The sequence below is a fragment of the Mesorhizobium sp. L-8-10 genome, from assembly GCF_016756635.1.
Lineage (GTDB): Bacteria > Pseudomonadota > Alphaproteobacteria > Rhizobiales > Rhizobiaceae.
In genome coordinates, this window is the sequence record NZ_AP023263.1 from 4793741 (window position 1) to 4808141 (window position 14401).

Below are 14401 nucleotides of genomic sequence, written 5' to 3' on the forward strand. Positions count from 1 at the left end.
CAGGATTTCGGCAAGGAAAGCGAGATCGGACATGGATACATCGAGACCCGGAATGGCGACTATGACAACCACCGACGCGCCCGCGACGGGGCGGGACGAGGTCACACGGCAGCGCCTGGTTGCCGTCGGCGGCATTGTCGGTGCGATCGCGGCCTCGTCCTGCTGCGTTATCCCGCTCGTCCTGTTCAGCATCGGCATCGGCGGCGCCTGGATCGCCAATCTGACGGCGCTCGCACCCTACAAGCCCTTCTTCGTCGCCGGAACGGCGGGCATTCTCGGCTACGGTTTGTATCTCGTCTACTGGAAGCCGCGGCGGGCCTGCGCCGATGGCGCCTGCGTGCGCCCGGCCCGCAATCGCCTCGTGCAAGTCGCGCTGTGGTTTGCGGCGGCCCTCGTCGCGGCCGCCTTTGCCTTCGACTATGTCGCACCGCGTCTGCTCGGTGCCTGAGACCAGGGAGCCCCCTATGAAAAAGAGTTTGCATGCTCTTGCCTTGATCGCGTCGGTAGCGGCCGCGCCGTCCGCCTTCGCTGCCGAGCGCACCGTCACCTTCGCCGTCGACAACATGACCTGCGCCTCCTGCCCCTACATCGTGAAGACCTCGATGGCGGCGGTCCCCGGAGTGACGAAGGTGGCCGTCTCGTTCGAGGCGAAGACCGCGACCGTGACCTTCGACGATGCCAAGACGACCCCTGATGCCATCGCCGCAGCCAGCATGAATTCCGGCTATCCGGCACGCCCGACGCAGCAGCAAGGCAGCTGACATGAATGACCGTGACCTGATCCGCACCGGCATTGCCAGCGGCTCGGTCGCTGAGATCTGCTGCGCGAAGCTGGTCCTTGTCGTGCTTCCACCGCTTGTCGGTCCGAGCGCCTGGCTTGCCCGTGCTGATTGGATGGCGCTTCCGACGGCCGTGAGCCTCGGGCTCATCGCCTGGGACCTTTACCGGCGCCACAGCCAAGCCGCCTGCTGCGAGTAAGAGATTCACGAGGAGAGCCTGAAGCCATGAACGATTGTTGTGCATCCTCTTTTTCTCACGACAACGTAACGGCTTCCGAACCCGCGACGCTGCCGAATGGCCGAAACCATGGCTCCTACGACCTTGTGGTGATCGGCGCCGGCTCCGCCGGCTTCTCCGCCGCGATCACGGCCGCAGATCAGGGCGCCCAGGTGGCGCTGATCGGCAGCGGCACCATCGGCGGTACCTGCGTCAATATCGGCTGCGTGCCCTCGAAGACGCTGATCCGCGCCGCCGAGACGCTGCACAATGCTCGGGCCGCGGCACGTTTCGCCGGTATCACGGCCGAGGCCGACCTGAACGACTGGCGGGGAACCGTTCGGCAGAAGGACGCGCTTGTTTCCGAGCTGCGTCAGGCCAAGTATGTGCACCTGCTGCCGGCCTACAACGGCATCGGCTACCGCGAAGGGCCGGCCCGCCTCGTCGATGGCGGTGTCGGGGTGAACGGCACACGCATTCCCGCCGGCAAGATCATCATCGCGACCGGTGCGCGGCCGGCGGTTCCCGCCATCCCCGGCATCGAGACCGTGCCGTATCTCACCAGCACGTCGGCGCTCGACCTCGGGGAGTTGCCCCGATCGCTGATCGTCATCGGCGGCGGCTATGTCGGGGCGGAGCTCGCCCAGCTGTTCGCTCGCGCCGGCGTCAAGGTGACACTCGGCTGTCGGTCCCGCCTGCTGCCGCAGGCCGAGCCCGAGATTAGCGCCGCGCTGGCGCGGTATTTCGCCGACGAGGGTATTAATGTCGTCTCGGGGATCGCGTACCGCGCGATCCGCAAGACGGAGAACGGCGTTTCCCTCACGGTCGCACGGGACGGCCGGGAGGCGACGATCGACGCCGATCAGGTGCTGATCGCCACCGGCCGCTCACCCAACATCGAAGGCCTTGGCCTCGCCGAGCACGGGATCGCTCTCTCGCCGCAGGGCGGTATCATCGTCGACGACCGCATGCGCACGTCCAAGTCCGGCATCTATGCTGCCGGCGACGTCACTGGCCGGGACCAGTTCGTCTATATGGCCGCCTATGGCGCCAAGCTTGCGGCAAAGAACGCCCTCAACGGCGACAGCCTCCGCTACGACAACAACGCCATGCCGGCCATCGTCTTCACCGATCCTCAGGTGGCGAGCGTCGGGTTGACTGAGGCCGCAGCGCGCGCGGCCGGGCATGCCGTCCGTGTCTCGACGATCGGTCTCGACCAGGTGCCGCGCGGGCTCGCCGCCCGCGACACCCGCGGGCTTATCAAGCTCGTCGCCGACGCCGGCAGCGGCCGGCTGCTCGGCGCGCATGTGCTTGCGCCAGAGGGGGCGGACAGCATTCAGACGGCCGCACTGGCGATCCGGCAGGGCCTCACCGTCGACGATCTCGCCAATATGATCTTTCCGTATCTGACCACTGTCGAGGGCCTCAAACTCGCCGCCCTGGCCTTCGAGAAGGACGTGGCGAGGCTTTCGTGCTGCGCCGGCTAGACCGTTGGTCCGGCGACCTGAACGGCCACGGCTGTGCGCGGTCGCTGAACGCCCTCGACGGACCGGGATTTGCGGTTCGCGAGGCCGCTTATTGTGCGGCCACCACCGTTCCGGTCGAACCGCTCCAATGGCTGGGGCTGTGCCTCACGCTCGACGGGAGCTACCAGGTGGACTGGGGGCGAAGGCGGCTCAACTCCGGTCCGGCATCACTCATCTTCCTTCCGGCCGGTCAGGCATATGCCGCTCACATCTCGCACGAAGGCAGCCACTGCCTGACGGCGGCTATCGACCCGGCGCTGCTCCGGAACGCGTGCGACACCACCCTTGATGTCGAGCGCTTGAGCACGGCACGCCGGGCGCCGCCACACTGGCTCGCCTTTCAACTGCGCCGGGAGATGGAACTGGCAGACGATCTGTCGCCTGCCTCGGTTGCGCATACGCTTGTCGCACTCCTCTCTGAACTCTCCGAGCGTCCTGGTCTCGAAGCGCGGGGCGCACCACCGCCCTGGCTGGAACGCGTGCAGGAGCAGATCCACGACGAGTTCCATCGGCACCACACGCTGGAGAGCCTGGCGCGCGCAGCCGGTGTCCACCACGTACACCTTGCCCGCGAGTTCCGGCGACGCTTCGGATGTACGATCGGCCACTACATCCGCCAGCGACGCGTCGAGTTCGGCTGCCATCGTCTCGCGGCTTCGCCGGATCCGCTCTCCGAGATCGCTCTCGATGCCGGCTTTGCCGACCAGAGCCATTTCACCAACACGTTTCGGCGCCTGGTCGGCATGTCGCCGGGCGTGTTCCGCTCGCGCTTCTTCGAGCCTCCACGGTGGCCGAGGATGTAGGTGTTAATCCGCTTCAAGACGGGTCGCCACCACTGCGGTTGGATCCCAGCCACGCGAGGCGATGCACCGCGATTGCAAGCTCGCCGGACCGCCGGTCACCAGGCCGACGGTCATCCCGAGGCCGGTGGATTGCCCGGACGGCTCGCTTGCCGGGGTGCGTCCAGAACAGGAGACAACCTCATGACACGGAACGAGATCATAACTGCGGACGATCTGTGGGAGGCGGCATGCAGCCACTTCCCGTCGTTTTCCCGCGAGGGACAGCGGGTCGGCCTCGTGCTTCTTCAGGAGTTGGCCGGGGGCGAGCCCGTGGCCATCGCTCAGGTCGCGCAGGCGCTCGGCACGCCGTTCGAGATGGCAGAGGCGCTCGTGACAGACTCGGCACTGAGCCCGTTCATCCACAAAGGCGACGACGGCCGAATCCAGGGCTTCTACGGGCTCTCGGTGAGGCCTACGCATCACCAGCTAACGATCAATGGACGCAGATTGTGGGCGTGGTGCGCGCCGGATACGTTGCTTTACCCGGAACTTCTCCGCGGAACCGTCGCGGTCGAGACGCGGGATCCCGAAACGGGCGCGTTGGTCCGCCTCACGGTGTCGCTCGACCGCATCGAGGCCGTGGAGCCGAAGGACGTCGCGGTGTCCATACGCCGCCCGGAAGCGTGGGATGCCACGTCGGCGGCACGGATCATGGCAACCGCCTGCCATTTCAACTTCTTCTTCGCTTCGCGGGAATCGGGGAAGCGCTGGGTGGCGAAGCATCCCGAGACCATCCTGCAGCCGCTCGACGCGATTTACGCTTTCATGAAGCGCATCAACACGCATCTCTTCAATGCGGAACTGGCCCGGCTCCGGGCGGATGCGGCGTAAGTGGAGGACGACGACTATGGCACGCGCAGGACCGATCAACCAGCGATGAGCGAGGTTCCGGGGGCCAGAGTCTAGCGCCGCCCCCGGGCTCACTGCAAAAATCGGCGCCCCTGGCGCCTTGTTGATCGGGCTTTCGGAAGGGGATGACGACCGCGCTCCCAGTGAAGCCTTCAAGGAAGTGGTTCCATACGATCCGGGCGGCGATATTCCAGCCTGGCGGCGTCGCCGCCGGCTTGCGCCGGCGTCAGAGCGCTTTGACGGCGGCCAGAACCTCTTCCACATGGCCGCGCAGCCTGACATTGCGCCAGATGCGCGCGATGGTGCCGTCAGGCGCGATGAGGAAGGTGCTGCGCACCACACCCATATATTTGCGTCCGAACATCGTCTTCTCGGCCCAGACGCCATAGGGCTCGATGGCCTTGCGCTCCTCGTCGGCGCCGAGATCGACGGTGAGCTTGTGCTTTGTCTTGAACCTGTCGTGCTTTCGCACACTGTCGGGCGAGACGCCGACGATGACGGCGCCGGCCCTCTCGAAATCGGACCGCGCTTTCGAGAACTCGATCGCTTCCGCGGTGCAGGTTTCGGTGTCGTCCTGCGGATAGAAATAGAGGACGACCGCTTTTCCGCCAAAATCTGAGAGTTTCAGGGTGCCGCCGCCGTCACGAAGCAGCTCGAATGAGGGTGCCTTCTGGCCCGTCTTCAATTCAGGCATGACAATCTCGCTCTTGGGTTACGCGCGAAGTCATGCAGTTATAATAGGGCGGCGGATTCGTCCACGGCAGGTTGGCAGGAGATTGGTTGGAGCAAGAGCTTCAAAGGCACGAAAAGGTGCGGTTCCGGCGTGAAGACATCACGGGCCTGCATACTTTTCCATCCGCCATCGGTCAGGATTTCTGGACGCCCAGGCGACCGCTGCACAGGCAGGCGCTAGGCTTCTGCGCGGGCGCGCTTGCCGCCGTCGTCGCAATGATCGCCTTCGTGGTCGGTGCCATCTATTTCGTCGGCATATCGGGCATCAGCTCGGACAGCTTGCGCGGCGAGGCGGAGGCGGCGGTCGAGCGGCTGCTCGGTGTCGACGTGGTGGCGACGCTCGGGCCGGCCAGGCTCTCCTTCGACAGTTCGCGCTTCCTCGCCGTCGAAATGGATGACGTCCGCTTCGCGGTGCCTGGAACCGGCAAGGCCGACATCATCGAAGCGGGAAGCGTGCGTTTCGGCATCAGGGTATTGCCGCTGCTGAGCGGCGAGCTCAAGCTCGGCAATGCCAGGATCGCCGACGCGACGATTGCCGCCGCAGCCATGCCTGCGGGCGACGGTGCGGACTGGATGGCCCCCCTCGCCAACAAGGATGGCCTGCTCGATCCCGATCGACTGGTGGATGTGGTATTCGCAGGCGTACATCGCGCGCTCGACGTTTTTGGAGCGGGCTCGACGCGCAGCATCGAACTCGACAACATCACGGTCGCGTTTCCCGACACCGGGAGCCTGCGTCGCCTGGAAATAGCCCGGGCCTCTCTGCACCAATCGCTCACCGGCGGGCTCGTCCTGTCGGCCGAACTGGCCGTGGACGGCCGCGAGATCGCCATGGAAGGAACGGCCAGCCGCGACAAGGCAACACGCAGGGTCGACGCGCTCGATTTCACCGTGTCTTCCCCCGGACCCGGCGTGCCTGCACCGTCTGCGCCACGGGATGCCCAGCAGGCGCCGCGCGAAACCGCCATCGGTGATGTCGGGATGAAGATCACCGGGGCGGAAGGAACCGGCGGCGAGGCCTCGCGCCTGGCCGTTGCACTCACGGTGGGTGATTCCGTCGTCCGCATCGACCCGCGCAACCACAGCCTCGACGCCAGCCTCACAATGGCCGCGACGATGATCTCCGGCTCCGGCAAGCTCGAGATCGAGCGCGCGACCCTCATCTCCGGGCGCTCGCATTTCCAGTTCCACGGCGCGGTCGGACCCAAGCCGCGTTCCGATCCTGCGGAGGCTCCCGTCTATCGCTACGAACTGGTGAGCGACGGCTCGACGCTCGCACCGCCGGATTCGCCCGAGCCGTCGCTCAGCCTCGTCGCCCGGCTGGGCGGGACCTACGACGCGGCTGCCCGACACCTCGAGGTCAAGGACATTGGCGTACGCACCCAGGGTGGCGAGATGCTGGGCACGGCGGCCTTCGATTTCGTCCCGGGCAAGTCTCCGGGCATGTTCCTGGCGCTAACCCTGCCGAATATGCCGGCGTCCCACGTCAAGCAACTCTGGCCATGGGTCGCGGCAGCGCCGGCGCGGCGATGGGCGCTCGGCAATCTGTTCGGCGGCCATGTCTCGGACGGCCGGCTCCAGTTCCGCGTTCCACCCGGTCGGATCGGCAACGGCGTGCCGCTGTCGGGCGACGAGATTTCCGGCCAGTTCCGTATCGCAGGCACCCGCTTCGACCTCACGGGCCGCGTGCCGCCGATGCGCGACGCCGTCGGCACCATAGATTTCCGCGGCAACGAAGTCGACATCGCGCTTTCTTCGGGAACCGTCTACCTTCCGAGCGGACGCACGGTCGCCGCGAGCAACGGCACGCTGACGATCCGCAAAGCCAATGTCCCCAAGGTCATCGGGGCGCTCGACATGAATGTCGCCGGCGACGCGCAAGCGGTGGCCGAACTGGCCTCCTACGAGCCGATCGATGCCATGCGTCGCATCGGCATGACGGCGGACGAATTCTCCGGCGAAGTATCCGGCAATGTGAAGGCGGACATCCCTCTGAGCAAGGCCGCGCAAGGCGAGAAGCTCGATTGGATCGTCGCGCTGGATTTCAAGAATCTCGCGCTGACGCGCGCCTTCGACGGACAGTTGGCGACCGAGGCCGACGGAACCATCACCATCGATCCGACGAAGGCCGTGATCGACGCCAAGGCCAAACTCAATGGCGCGCCGGCCGACATCGACATCGTGGAGCCGATCGGCGGCAGCGACGTAGGCCGCGCGCGCGACATCACGATCACCCTCGATGACAAGGCGCGCGAGAAGCTCGCTCCGGGCCTCTCGACGCTGGTCAGCGGTCCGGTCAAGCTCGCGTTCAGTTCCGGATCCGACAATGCCGATAGGCACATCGAGGCGGACCTGACCGGCGCCAGGCTCGACATCCCCTGGGCCGGATGGAGCAAGGGCCCCGGCGTCGCCGCCGAAGCGAGCTTCCGGATGCGGAGCACCGGCGGAACGACGACGCTTTCGGATTTCAAGCTGGGCGGAAAGTCGTTCGCCATAGCCGGCGAGATCGTGCTCAACGGAGGAGAATTGTCGTCCGCGCGTTTCGACACGGCCCAACTCAATCGTGGCGACGACGTGCGCGTCACGATCAAACGCAACGGCAAGGGCTACCAGGTCGACGTCAGGGGCAAGGCACTCGATGCCCGTTCCCTCGTCAGGCAATTCACCTCCGATGCAAAAGGCACCGAGGCGGCTTCGGGGTCGTCATCCGTGTCCGTGACCGCCGACGTCAAGTCGCTCATCGGGTTCCATGGCGAACGGTTCTCCGACGTAAAGCTCGATTATGCGGGCCAGGGCAGCCGCGTCATCGCCTTGAAGGTGTCGGCCGGCACGTCGGGAGGCAAGACGGTCACGGTGAGCAACGGCACCGACGGCAGCCGCCGGACGATGGAGATGCATTCGGCCGATGCAGGCGCGGTGCTGCGTTTCCTCGACATCTACCAGCATATGGAGGGCGGGACGATCCGGCTGGCGCTGGCGGGCGAAGCGGACGGTCCAATGCGCGGCCAGATCGACGCCACGGATTTCTGGGTGGTCGACGAGCCGAGGCTCGCGTCGATCGTGGCGACCACGCCGCCCGGGGACGATCGCAGCCTCAACCAGGCGGTGAAGCACAATATCGACACTTCGCGCGTGAAATTCGAACGCGGCTTCGCGGTGATCGACAAGGCGCCGGGCAGCCTCGTGCTCGACCGGGGCATGCTGCGCGGGCCGCTGATCGGCCTGATGTTCCAGGGAACGCTCTATGACAAGGCCAGCAAGATGAACATGACCGGCACGTTCATGCCGGCCTACGGGCTGAACCGGATCTTCGGCGAAATTCCGCTGGTCGGACAGATCCTCGGAAACGGCCGCGACCGCGGGCTTATCGGCGTGACATTCCGCCTGTCGGGCGACGCCAATTCGCCGACGCTGCAGATCAATCCGCTGTCGGTGATCGCGCCGGGAATATTCCGCTCGATATTCGAGTTCCGCTGACGGCTGATCCGAGGCGTTGGAGCGATAGCCTCCAGCGTCCGCTATCAGACCGGACGGACGAGGACGTGTTTCTTCTTGCCGAGCGACAGCTTGACGACACCTTCCGGGGTGAGGTCGGCTGACGTGACCATGCGGCGGTCGTCGGAAACCGGCTGGTCGTTGAGACGCACGCCGCCGCCCTGGATCTGGCGCCGGGCCTCGCCGTTGGATCCGGCCAGCCCGGCGGTCACGAAAAGCGACAGGATTCCCGCACCGGCTTCGAGCGAGGCCGCTGGCACCTCGACCGTCGGCAGGCTCTCGGCAAGAGCCCCTTCCTCGAAGGTCTTGCGCGCCGTCTCCGCAGCCTGCTCCGCGGCCTGCCGTCCATGCAGCAAGGCGGTGATCTCGGTGGCGAGCGTCTTCTTCGCCTCGTTGATCTCGGCGCCGCCGAGGGCCTGCAGCCTGGCGATCTCGTCCATCGGCAATGTAGTGTAGAGCTTGAGGAAACGGCCGACATCGGCGTCCTCGGTGTTGCGCCAGTACTGCCAGAACTCGTAAGGGCTCAGCATTTCAGGATCGAGCCAGACCGCGCCGGACGCGGTCTTGCCCATCTTCGCGCCGGACGAGGTGGTGAGCAGCGGCGAGGTCAGTGCGAAGAGTTGCGGCGTCCCCATGCGATGGCCGAGATCAAGGCCGTTGACGATGTTGCCCCACTGGTCGGAGCCGCCCATCTGCAGCCGGCAGCCATGGCGCTTGTTGAGCTCGACGAAGTCGTAGGCCTGCAAGATCATGTAGTTGAATTCGAGGAACGAGAGCGACTGCTCCCTGTCAAGCCGCAGCTTGACGGAATCGAAGGACAACATCCGGTTGACGGAGAAGTGACGGCCCACATCGCGCAGGAAGTTGACGTAGTTGATCGACATCAGCCAGTCGGCATTGTTGACCATCAGAGCGTCGCGCGGCCCATCGCCGAAGGCAAGGTAGGGTTCGAAGTTGCGCCGGATGCCTGCCAGGTTGGCGTCGATGTCAGCCGGCGTGAGCAGCCGGCGCGCCTCGTCCTTGAAGGACGGGTCGCCGATCATCGAGGTACCGCCGCCCATGAGCGCGATCGGGCGATGCCCGGTCTTCTGCATCCAGTGCAGCATCATGATCTGGATCAGGGAGCCGGCATGGAGGCTCCTGGCCGTCGCGTCGAAGCCGATATAGGCAGTCACGGTCTCCTTGGCGAAAAGGTCGTCGAGGCCGGTCTCATCCGAAATCTGGTGGATGAAGCCGCGCTCCGAAAGCGTGCGCAGGAAGTTGGACTTGAAGGCGGACATGGTTCGGTCTCTCGGCGGATGATCGTCTGCTGCGCCGCTCGCATGGCATAACGGCTGGCGCGCCTTTAGCATCCGCAGCCAAGGAATCACAAGGACGGCGGGCGAAATGGCTGAATTCTGCGCGATCGGACTGATGAGCGGCACATCGATGGACGGTATCGATCTTGCGATGCTGCGGACCGATGGAGAGAACAAGGTCGAACGCGGCCCCGCCATGTTCGTGCCTTACGAGGGGGGATTTCGTCGTCGGGTGGAAGGGGCGCTCGACGAGGCTCGGGCAATCGTCCGCCGCGAAGACCGGCCGGGCGGTCTGGCTGCGCTCGAGAAGGAGATCACGCTGAGGCACGCGGAGGCGATCGAGGCGTTCCTTCGAAACGGGGCGTCAGGCTGGGGACGGCCAGACATCATCGGTTTCCACGGCCAGACGGTTCTTCACCGCCCGCAGATGGGCGTCACCGTCCAACTCGGCGACGGCGAACTGCTGGCGAAGAAGACGGGCTTGCCCGTCGTCTACGACATGCGGGCGAACGACATGGAGTTGGGCGGGCAGGGCGCGCCGCTTGTGCCGGCTTATCACGCAGCCGTTGCCCGGGCGCTGCCCGCGCCATTCTCCTCCCGCTCTCCGGTCGTCTTCGTCAATATCGGAGGCATCTCCAACGTGACCTATGTGGGCCGCCGCGGTGACCCCATCGCCTTCGACAGCGGGCCGGGCAATGCGCTGATCGACCAATGGGTGGCACGTGAAGGGGGGGTGCCATTCGACGCCGACGGCGTGATCGCCAGCGAGGGCGGCACCGTTGCGGCGGTCATCGAGCGCTATCTCGGCAACCCGTTCTTCGAAAGAGCGGGGCCGAAATCCCTTGACCGCAACGACTTCACGCTCGACGAAGCCGAGGGGCTGGAACTGGCGGACGGAGCAAGGACGCTCGCCGCGCTGTCGGCCGAAGCCATCCTCAAATCGGCGGAGCACATGCCGGAAGCGCCCAAGCTCTGGATCGTCTGCGGCGGCGGACGCAAGAACCCGCACATCATGGCCGACCTTGGAAACAAGGCGAAACATGCCGAGGTCATCCTCGCCGAGGATGCCGGCCTGAACGGCGATTCGATGGAGGCGGAAGCCTGGGCCTATCTGGCGGTCCGCTCGACGAAGGGGCTGCCGCTCACCTTCCCCACGACGACCGGATGCCGCGAGCCCGCGCCGGGGGGCGTGACGGCAAAGCCTTAGCCGGAAGTCGCGGCACCTGGTTGATACAAGCGGGCACGGACGATGACGCATCCATGCAACGTAAATGCCGGCGCAACCGGCTGTTCGCAGTCGACGGCGGTACCTATCCGGCTCGCGTGGCTTTCGCGCCAGGCGTGTGCCACGCGTTCACGCGCTCCACCGGTCGAGCCTGTCGACCGACGGCAAATCCTCACCCGAAAGCCGAAGTGGTCTTCGGCAGCGCATGCTCCCGCGAACACAAGACACCTGCTCTGCCCACGATAGGCATCCGGCAATCCAGAGGCGAGGGTGCTGCCAGCCGTACTCCGGCCCACGGCTCTGACGACCTGCCACATTCCCAGGAAGCGATGATGATCTTCGGGATCGGCGTCGCGAAGGAGCCGGAGTACTTCGGAGATATTGCCCAGTCGGCCTGGTTACTTCGCTGCCTTCTTCGCCTTGGGCGCGGCAGCCGGTTTGGCAGCCGCCTTGGGCTTGGGCGCCGCGGCCTTGGCCGTCTTGGCCGCCGGTGCCGCCTTGGCTGCGGCAGCCTTGGCGACCGGCTTGGCCTTTGCCGCCGCCTTTGCCGCGGGCTTCTTGCCCGCCGCCTTGGCGGCCTTGGCCGGCGCGGCCTTCGGGGCGACGCTCAGGTCCTTCACTTCCGCCTCGGCCGCGTTCTTCTTGATGGAGTCGATCGACTTCATCGCCGACGCCTTCGTCTTGTAGCCTTCGGACGCAAACATGGGCTCCCCATTCCCTGCACGGAAACGGAAGCGGAACTCACCCTTCTTATCCTTGTAGACCTCGAAGCTGTGCATGAACTGTCCCCTTAAGCATTCGGGTGATTCTAGGCAAACGAAGGGTGACATGAAGCGACAACTATGTCGACCAATGAACTTCGCCCTTCAACCGCGGATTATCACCCAGTTGCGACCGGCCCGGTGGGCGTTTCCAGAAGCATCGACAGTTTCGCCGACACTTGTTTTCAGCCCCTTGCAGTATCTCCTTTTGCTCCCCATCGCCGACGCGGCGGGGCGACAGCAAATCCGGCCCGTCCCATGCGCCCGACATCTGCGCCCGGGGCTCGTGTTCCCCATCATCAAAGTTTCATCGAAGCGTCACCCGGCAGACATCGAGCCACCATAGCTAGCGGCCGTTCGATCCCTCTTGAAACGGGTTTCCCATGCGACGCTCTCTTCTCTCGGCGGCTGCCGTCATCGCTCTGACGACTGCCGCAACGGCCGACGACCAGCAGTTCAACGCCAAGCTGGTCGGCCACGCCATCCTGCCGGCGAACACGATCATCAAGGCGCCGGAGAACGCACCCGGACATCTGCAGGCCTCCGGCAAGTTCACTACGCCGGATCGTCGCCGCGCCGAGGGCCTCGGCACCGTTCCGGGCAAGGACGGCGTGCGCCCGACCGGGCTTTCGCTGCCCTTCGACGGACAGCCGGTGCAGGGCTTCTCCGGTATCAAGTCCAACGGTGACGGGACCTTCTGGTCGCTCTCTGACAACGGCTTCGGCAGCAAGATGAACTCGTCCGACGCCGCGCTGATGCTGCATCTGTTGAAATTCGACTGGAACGCCGGCTCGGTCGAACGCGTCAGGACCGTGTTCCTCACCGATCCCGAGAAGAAGGCGCCATTCCCGATCGTGCTGGAAGGCAGCGAGAACCGCTTCCTCACCGGCGCCGATTTCGACGTCGAATCCATCCAGCCGGTGGCCGACGGTTTCTGGGTCGGCGAGGAATTCGGTCCGTATCTCCTGAAGTTCGACACCGACGGCAAGCTGACCGATGTCTTCGAGACCGTCGTCGACGGCGAGCCGGTTCGTTCACCCGACCATCCGGCGCTGACGCTGCCGGCCAATCCGACCGCCAAGATTCCGGCCTTCAACCTGAAGCGCTCGGGCGGTTACGAGGGGCTCGCAATGTCGAAGGACGGCAGCAAACTCTACGGGCTGCTGGAAGGTCCGCGCTATATGGCCGACGGCGCCGTCGAACAGGTGGACGGCAAGACTGCGCTGCGCATCGTCGAGTTCGACGTGGCCGGCAAGGCCTGGACCGGGCGCAGTTGGCTCTATCCGCTGGCCGACGGCGGCGAGGCGATCGGCGACTTCAACATGATCGATGCCACCACCGCCCTAGTGATCGAGCGCGACAACGGTGCAGGGGTGGCCGGCAAGGCTTGCGCCGACGCCGCCAATCCGAAGCCGGACTGCTTCGCCAGGGGATCCAAGGTGAAGCGGATCTACAAGATCGAGATGACCGAGGAGAATGCCGGCAAGGCAGTGCGCAAGATCGGCCATATCGATCTGCTCGCGATCGCCGATCCCGATGGCAAGAAGCGCCAGGGCGGCGGCGACGGCTTCTATGACATGCCCTTCGTGACCATCGAGAATGTCGACGTGGTCGACGACAGCCACATCGTCGTGGGCAACGACAACAACCTGCCGTTCTCGGCCGGCCGTGCCATCGACAAGGCCGACGACAACGAATTCGTGCTGCTCGAAGTAGCCGACTTCCTCAAGGCCAAATAAGGTACGAGCCTCTGTCGGGAAGCGCCTTCGGCGCCGCCCGATCCGGTCACCGGCCCGTCGCGACGACGGGCCGGAAGCGTTTCCGGCCCGGGTGACCTCCGGTGTTTCGCCCTGAGCCGACGGCGGAAGGCTGCGGATGAAGGACGTCCAGCCGTGCCTCGACGATACGAGCAGGCTGCTACATTGCCGACTTCTATCTCAGGCGCTTCGGCCGCGGATCCGCCAGTTCGCCGGCGAGACGGCGATCCAGATAGTCCGCGCATTCCTCGATCAGAAGTTCGCTGTGGTTGGCGAAGAAGTGATTGGCGCCGGGAAGCGTCTTCTGCGTTATGGTGATGCCCTTCTGCGTATGCAGCTTGTCGACCAGTCCCTGCACGTCCTTGGGCGGCGCCACCTTGTCGCTGTCGCCATGGATGATCAGGCCGGATGAAGGGCAGGGCGCCAGGAACGAGAAGTCGTAGGTGTTGGGCTGCGGCGCGATCGAGATGAAGCCCTCGATCTCGGGGCGGCGCATCAGGAGTTGCATGCCGATCCAGGCGCCGAAGGAGTAGCCCGCGACCCAGCAGCTCTTGGAATCAGGATGCAGCGACTGGACCCAGTCCAGCGCGGCGGCGGCATCCGACAATTCGCCGGTGCCATGGTCGAACTCGCCCTGGCTGCGGCCGATGCCGCGGAAATTGAAGCGCAGCGTGGTGAAGTCGCGCTTCTGGAACATGTAGAAGAGGTCGTAGACGATCTTGTTGTTCATCGTCCCGCCGAATTGCGGGTGAGGGTGAAGGATGATAGCGATCGGCGCGCTCTTTTCCTTGGAAGGCTGGTAGCGGCCTTCAAGACGGCCTGCCGGACCTGCGAAAATGACCTCGGGCATGGGTACTCCACTTGGGCGGAACGCTGCGCGGGATCACCCGAGAACATCTCTCGGTGCGGCCTTGACGAGA

12 protein-coding genes and 1 pseudogene are annotated in these 14401 nt (G+C 65.3%); 9 read left to right on the forward strand and 4 right to left on the reverse strand.

Going from position 1 to position 14401, the window contains the following annotated elements; all coding sequences use genetic code 11:
* Positions 1–52 precede the first annotated feature (52 nt).
* The 6 genes from JN280_RS22070 to merB all read left to right on the forward strand — a co-directional run bounded on the left by JN280_RS22070 (position 53) and on the right by merB (position 4195).
* Complete coding sequence (locus tag JN280_RS22070) at positions 53–448, forward strand: mercuric transporter MerT family protein (protein ID WP_244741894.1); 396 nt, start codon at positions 53–55, stop codon at positions 446–448.
* Between the two features lie 16 nt (positions 449–464).
* Positions 465–761, forward strand: a complete 297-nt coding sequence (locus tag JN280_RS22075; protein WP_202305234.1) for a heavy-metal-associated domain-containing protein — start codon at positions 465–467, stop codon at positions 759–761.
* Between the two features lies 1 nt (position 762).
* Positions 763–978: a mercury transport protein gene (locus tag JN280_RS22080; protein WP_202305235.1), complete on the forward strand. Its 216-nt coding sequence runs from the start codon at positions 763–765 to the stop codon at positions 976–978.
* Positions 979–1004: 26 nt separating this feature from the next.
* Entirely contained in the window at positions 1005–2483 is a 1479-nt protein-coding gene (gene merA / locus JN280_RS22085; RefSeq protein WP_202305236.1) for a mercury(II) reductase, read from the forward strand.
* Positions 2468–3325 (forward strand): helix-turn-helix transcriptional regulator, encoded by an 858-nt coding sequence (locus tag JN280_RS22090; RefSeq protein WP_202305237.1) that lies wholly within the window; start codon positions 2468–2470, stop codon positions 3323–3325. Before merA ends, JN280_RS22090 begins: the two co-directional genes overlap by 16 nt.
* Positions 3326–3505: 180 nt before the next feature.
* On the forward strand, positions 3506–4195 hold the full coding sequence (gene merB, locus JN280_RS22095; RefSeq protein WP_202305238.1) for an organomercurial lyase: 690 nt from the start codon (positions 3506–3508) through the stop codon (positions 4193–4195).
* A 244-nt stretch (positions 4196–4439) separates the two neighbouring features.
* Here the strand turns inward: merB and JN280_RS22100 are convergent, their stop codons facing one another.
* Positions 4440–4907, reverse strand: a complete 468-nt coding sequence (locus JN280_RS22100; protein ID WP_202305240.1) for a peroxiredoxin — start codon at positions 4905–4907, stop codon at positions 4440–4442.
* A gap of 86 nt (positions 4908–4993) precedes the next feature.
* Here JN280_RS22100 and JN280_RS22105 point away from each other — a divergent pair, with 86 nt between their 5' ends.
* On the forward strand, positions 4994–8422 hold the full coding sequence (locus tag JN280_RS22105; protein ID WP_202305242.1) for a YhdP family protein: 3429 nt from the start codon (positions 4994–4996) through the stop codon (positions 8420–8422).
* A 44-nt stretch (positions 8423–8466) separates the two neighbouring features.
* Here JN280_RS22105 and tyrS read toward each other — a convergent pair whose 3' ends face one another.
* On the reverse strand, positions 8467–9720 hold the full coding sequence (tyrS, locus tag JN280_RS22110) for a tyrosine--tRNA ligase (RefSeq protein WP_202305244.1): 1254 nt from the start codon (positions 9718–9720) through the stop codon (positions 8467–8469).
* A gap of 106 nt (positions 9721–9826) precedes the next feature.
* Between tyrS and JN280_RS22115 the strand changes: the two genes are divergently transcribed.
* On the forward strand, positions 9827–10945 hold the full coding sequence (locus JN280_RS22115) for an anhydro-N-acetylmuramic acid kinase (protein ID WP_202305246.1): 1119 nt from the start codon (positions 9827–9829) through the stop codon (positions 10943–10945).
* A 617-nt stretch (positions 10946–11562) separates the two neighbouring features.
* Here the strand turns inward: JN280_RS22115 and JN280_RS40135 are convergent.
* Positions 11563–11742: pseudogene (locus tag JN280_RS40135) on the reverse strand (YegP family protein); the annotation flags it as partial.
* 365 nt (positions 11743–12107) lie between these two features.
* Between JN280_RS40135 and JN280_RS22125 the strand changes: the two are divergent.
* A complete protein-coding gene (locus tag JN280_RS22125; RefSeq protein WP_202305250.1) occupies positions 12108–13463 on the forward strand; it encodes an esterase-like activity of phytase family protein in 1356 nt (451 codons plus the stop codon).
* Positions 13464–13656: 193 nt separating this feature from the next.
* On the opposite strand, the gene JN280_RS22130 is transcribed toward JN280_RS22125, so the two are convergent.
* Complete coding sequence (locus JN280_RS22130; protein WP_202305252.1) at positions 13657–14331, reverse strand: alpha/beta hydrolase; 675 nt, start codon at positions 14329–14331, stop codon at positions 13657–13659.
* Positions 14332–14401: the final 70 nt, after the last annotated feature.

Bases quoted from the DNA above. Each gene is read 5' to 3' on its own strand.
- JN280_RS22070 (WP_244741894.1), top strand. From the start codon at position 53: ATGGCGACTATGACAACCACCGACGCGCCCGCGACGGGGCGGGACGAG.
- JN280_RS22075 (WP_202305234.1), top strand. From the start codon at position 465: ATGAAAAAGAGTTTGCATGCTCTTGCCTTGATCGCGTCGGTAGCGGCC.
- JN280_RS22080 (WP_202305235.1), top strand. From the start codon at position 763: ATGAATGACCGTGACCTGATCCGCACCGGCATTGCCAGCGGCTCGGTC.
- merA (WP_202305236.1), top strand. From the start codon at position 1,005: ATGAACGATTGTTGTGCATCCTCTTTTTCTCACGACAACGTAACGGCT.
- merB (WP_202305238.1), top strand. From the start codon at position 3,506: ATGACACGGAACGAGATCATAACTGCGGACGATCTGTGGGAGGCGGCA.
- JN280_RS22100 (WP_202305240.1), bottom strand. From the start codon at position 4,907: ATGCCTGAATTGAAGACGGGCCAGAAGGCACCCTCATTCGAGCTGCTT.
- tyrS (WP_202305244.1), bottom strand. From the start codon at position 9,720: ATGTCCGCCTTCAAGTCCAACTTCCTGCGCACGCTTTCGGAGCGCGGC.
- JN280_RS22115 (WP_202305246.1), top strand. From the start codon at position 9,827: ATGGCTGAATTCTGCGCGATCGGACTGATGAGCGGCACATCGATGGAC.
- JN280_RS22125 (WP_202305250.1), top strand. From the start codon at position 12,108: ATGCGACGCTCTCTTCTCTCGGCGGCTGCCGTCATCGCTCTGACGACT.
- JN280_RS22130 (WP_202305252.1), bottom strand. From the start codon at position 14,331: ATGCCCGAGGTCATTTTCGCAGGTCCGGCAGGCCGTCTTGAAGGCCGC.